The organism is Sandarakinorhabdus sp. (assembly GCF_041689835.1).
Classification (GTDB): Bacteria; Pseudomonadota; Alphaproteobacteria; order Sphingomonadales; family Sphingomonadaceae; genus Sandarakinorhabdus.
Window position 1 is genome coordinate 1 of record NZ_JBDNFM010000174.1, and the last position, 4035, is coordinate 4035.

A 4035-nucleotide genomic window follows, 5' to 3' on the forward strand; every position below is an offset into this window, starting at 1 on the left:
ACGGATGATCATGTAATCCGTCGCCTTGTTCGAACGAGTCTTGGCACCCTTGGTCGGCTTGCCCCACGGGGTAACCGGATGGCGACCGCCCGAGGTGCGGCCTTCGCCGCCGCCGTGCGGGTGATCGACCGGGTTCTTGGCCACGCCGCGCGTCAGCGGACGATAGCCCAACCAGCGATTGCGGCCAGCCTTGCCGAGGTTCTGGTTGCTGTTGTCCGGGTTGGACACAGCGCCAACGGTGGCCATGCACTCGGCACGGACATAACGCTGCTCACCCGAGTTCAGGCGGATGATGACCATGCCCTTGTCGCGGCCAACAACCTGCACGAAGGTGCCGGCGGCGCGGGCCATCTGGCCGCCCTTGCCGGGCTTCAGCTCGACGTTGTGGACTATGGTGCCCACGGGCATCTGGCCGATTTCCATCGCATTGCCCGGCTTCACGTCGACTTTTTTGCCGGCAATGACGCTGTCGCCAATATTCAGGCGCTGCGGTGCGATGATGTAGGCAACGGTCCCGTCCTTGTCGGCATATTTCACCAAAGCGATGAAGGCCGACCGGTTAGGGTCGTATTCCAGACGTTCGACGGTGGCAGCGACGTCCCACAGGCGACGTTTGAAGTCGACCACGCGGTACAACCGCTTGTGACCGCCACCAATGCCGCGCGCCGTGGCGTGGCCTTTGTTGTTGCGGCCGCCGGTCTTCTTCAGACCTTCGGTGAGCATCTTGACCGGCCGGCCCTTGAACAAGGCCGAGCGATCGATCAACACCAGGCCGCGTTGGCCGGGGCTGGTTGGATTGAATTTCTTGAGTGCCATGGTTCCCGTCCCTGCCCTCAGATACTGGTGGTAACGTCGATGCGGTCGCCATCGGCAACCGTCACCACGGCCTTCTTCACGTCGGAGCGGCGGTATTCCTGCCCCTTCCAACGCTTGGTCTTGCCCTTGGCGATCATCGTGTTCACGGCCAGCACCTTGACGCCGTACAGCGCTTCGATTGCAGCCTTGATCTGCGGCTTGGTGGAATCCTTGGCAACCTGGAAGACGACCTGGTTATACTCTGACACCAAAGTCGATTTCTCGGTAATCACCGGCTTCACGACCACGTCGTAGTGCTTGAGATCGATGTTAGCCATTGACCCGGGCCTCCAATGCCAAAACAGCAGCGCGGGTCAGCACCAGCGTGTCGTGTTTGAGGATGTCATAAACGTTGGCGCCAATCGCTGGCAGCACATCGATGTGCGGCACGTTCGCCGAAGCGCGGGCAAAGCCAACGTCGACCGCAGCGCCGTCGATGAACAACCCGGACGTAATGCCCAGCGCGGTCATCGAGGCGATGAAGGCCTTAGTCTTGGCGTCGCCGAGATTAAGGTCGTCAACCACGATCAGCTTGCCTTCCTGGGCTTTCACCGACAGCGCGGTGGCCAGACCAAGACGACGGATCTTCTTGTTCAGCGACGGATCGAAATCACGCTTGCGCGGACCATGGGCCTTGCCGCCGCCGATGAACTGCGGCGCTGCGCGGTTACCGTGACGAGCCTTGCCGCCGCCCTTCTGGTTGCCCAGCTTTTTCCCCGTCCGTGCGACTTCGCTGCGTTCACGCGCCTTGCGGGCGGTGCCGCGACGCTTTTCCAGCTGCCAGGTAACAACACGGTGCAAGATGTCGAGGCGTGGCTCCTTGCCGAACACAGCGTCCGACAGTTCCAGCTCGCCGGCATCAGCCGCGGTCAGGGTCTTCACCTGAATCTTCATGATCAGGCCTCCGTGTTTTCGTCGCCGGCGGCGGGAGCGGCTTCAGCCACATCCACAACCACGGCGTCGTTGGCGACTGCCTTCAGGGCAGCCGGGTAAGGCGCATCGCCATTGCGCGGCAACTTGACCGCGTCCTTGATGAGCAACCAGCCACCCTTCGAGCCGGGCACCGAGCCCATCACGAAGATCAGACCGCGCTCCACATCAGTCGACACGATTTCAAGGTTTTGCTGAGTCCGCTGACGGGCGCCCATGTGGCCGGCCATCTTCTTGCCCTTGAAGACCTTGCCCGGATCCTGACGCTGCCCGGTCGAGCCGTGCGAACGGTGCGACACCGACACGCCGTGCGTGGCACGCAGACCGCCGAAATTCCAGCGCTTCATGACCCCGGCAAAACCCTTGCCCTGGCTAATGCCTGTGACATCAACCATCTGGCCGGGAATGAAGTGATCAGCAGCAATCGTGGCGCCCGGCTCCAGCAGGGCATCAGCCGCCACACGGAATTCCGCTACCTTGGCCTTGGGCTCCACTTCGGCCTTGCCGAAATGACCGCGTTCTGGCTTCGTGGTATTCTTGGCTTTCTTGGTGCCGGCGCCAAGCTGCACGGCGTTGTAACCATCGGTCTCGTCGGTCTTCACCGCCACGACCTGGTTGTTTTCGAGTGCGAGAACGGTGACCGGAACGTGCCGGCCATCATCGCGGAAAATCCGCGTCATTCCCATTTTCTTAGCGATCACGCCTATGCGCATGATCCAATTCCTTTCATCAGAGGCCCCCTCCCGTTTCCAGGTCCCCGGCGTTGCCGGAGAGGGGCGTGACCCTTCCAAAGTCGCTCCGCGTATTTGGATGGTCGGTTACTTGCCGAGCTTGATTTCCACGTCCACGCCTGCGGCCAGATCGAGCTTCATCAGCGCGTCAACCGTTTGCGGGGTGGGATCAACAATATCAAGGAGACGCTTGTAGGTGCGCACCTCAAACTGTTCACGGCTCTTTTTGTCGACGTGCGGCGAGCGGTTCACAGTGAACTTCTCGAAGCGCGTCGGCAGCGGAATCGGACCACGGATGGCAGCACCGGTCCGCTTGGCGGTGTCGGCAATCTCACCGGTGGCCAGATCGAGCACACGATGGTCAAAAGCCTTCAGGCGAATGCGGATGTTCTGAGCGTCCATGGTACCAATCTTGTAAAACAGCGTTCAAACAAAGCAAACCGGCGCGACCCTGACGGATGGTCGGGGTTACACCGGCCGCTTGGAATTTCATCCCCCGATTTGAAGCCGCGGAGGCCGACTGGTGTTGATGCAGCACGAAATGCGTATCAACGAATCAGGGCCGCTCCACAGGGGAAGCGGCCCTTTACACTCACTTGATAATGGATGCAACCACGCCGGCACCAACAGTGCGGCCGCCTTCGCGAATGGCGAAGCGCAGACCCTGATCCATGGCGATCGGAGCGATCAACTTGACCTTCAGCTGCACGTTGTCGCCGGGCATCACCATCTCGGTGCCTTCCGGCAACTCGACGGTGCCAGTGACATCGGTGGTGCGGAAGTAGAACTGTGGGCGATAGTTGGCGAAGAACGGCGTGTGACGGCCACCTTCATCCTTCGACAGCACGTACACCTCGGCGGTGAACTCGGTGTGCGGCTTGATCGAGCCGGGCTTGCACAGCACCTGGCCGCGCTCCACGTCTTCACGGCCCACGCCGCGCAGCAGCGCACCGATATTGTCGCCAGCCTGACCCTGATCGAGCAGCTTGCGGAACATTTCGACGCCGGTGCACACCGTCTTGCGGGTGTCGTGGATGCCGACGATCTCGATTTCTTCACCCACCTTGACGATACCGCTTTCAACGCGGCCGGTAACCACGGTGCCGCGGCCCGAGATCGAGAACACGTCTTCGATAGGCATCAGGAACGGCTTGTCCAGCGGACGCTCCGGCTGCGGGATCCAACTGTCAACGGCAGCCATCAGCTTGAGCACGGCAGCGCGGCCGATTTCTTCGTTGGTGCCATCCAGTGCCTTAACGGCCGAACCAGCGATGATCGGGATGTTGTCACCGTCGAAATCATACTTGGACAGCAGTTCGCGGATTTCCAGCTCGACGAGTTCGAGGATTTCCGGATCGTCAACCAGATCGACCTTGTTCATGAACACGACCATCTGCGGCACGCCAACCTGCTTGGCGAGCAGGATGTGCTCACGGGTTTGCGGCATCGGGCCGTCGGTGGCCGAAACCACCAGGATAGCGCCGTCCATCTGCGCGGCACCGGTGATCATGTTCTTCAC

General features: G+C 61.1%; 6 protein-coding genes. All 6 read right to left on the minus strand.

Annotated features, from left to right (window positions below; genetic code table 11):
* Positions 1-816 (minus strand): 50S ribosomal protein L2 (gene rplB, locus ACESL8_RS09380; protein ID WP_372918134.1); only part of this gene is annotated, 816 nt, incomplete at its 3' end.
* A gap of 17 nt (positions 817-833) precedes the next feature.
* A complete protein-coding gene (locus tag ACESL8_RS09385; RefSeq protein WP_372918136.1) occupies positions 834-1133 on the minus strand; it encodes a 50S ribosomal protein L23 in 300 nt (99 codons plus the stop codon).
* Positions 1126-1749, minus strand: coding sequence for a 50S ribosomal protein L4 (rplD, locus tag ACESL8_RS09390; RefSeq protein ID WP_372918138.1), 624 nt, complete (start codon positions 1747-1749; stop codon positions 1126-1128). The genes ACESL8_RS09385 and rplD overlap by 8 nt, the downstream gene beginning before the upstream one ends.
* A 2-nt stretch (positions 1750-1751) precedes the next feature.
* On the minus strand, positions 1752-2498 hold the full coding sequence (gene rplC / locus ACESL8_RS09395; protein ID WP_372918142.1) for a 50S ribosomal protein L3: 747 nt from the start codon (positions 2496-2498) through the stop codon (positions 1752-1754).
* 105 nt (positions 2499-2603) lie between these two features.
* Positions 2604-2918 (minus strand): 30S ribosomal protein S10, encoded by a 315-nt coding sequence (gene rpsJ / locus ACESL8_RS09400; RefSeq protein WP_017666958.1) that lies wholly within the window; start codon positions 2916-2918, stop codon positions 2604-2606.
* Positions 2919-3108: 190 nt separating this feature from the next.
* The coding region (tuf, locus tag ACESL8_RS09405; RefSeq protein ID WP_372918140.1) for an elongation factor Tu at positions 3109-4035 on the minus strand (927 nt) is incomplete at its 5' end.

Bases quoted from the DNA above. Each gene is read 5' to 3' on its own strand.
- ACESL8_RS09385 (WP_372918136.1), bottom strand. From the start codon at position 1,133: ATGGCTAACATCGATCTCAAGCACTACGACGTGGTCGTGAAGCCGGTG.
- rplD (WP_372918138.1), bottom strand. From the start codon at position 1,749: ATGAAGATTCAGGTGAAGACCCTGACCGCGGCTGATGCCGGCGAGCTG.
- rplC (WP_372918142.1), bottom strand. From the start codon at position 2,498: ATGCGCATAGGCGTGATCGCTAAGAAAATGGGAATGACGCGGATTTTC.
- rpsJ (WP_017666958.1), bottom strand. From the start codon at position 2,918: ATGGACGCTCAGAACATCCGCATTCGCCTGAAGGCTTTTGACCATCGT.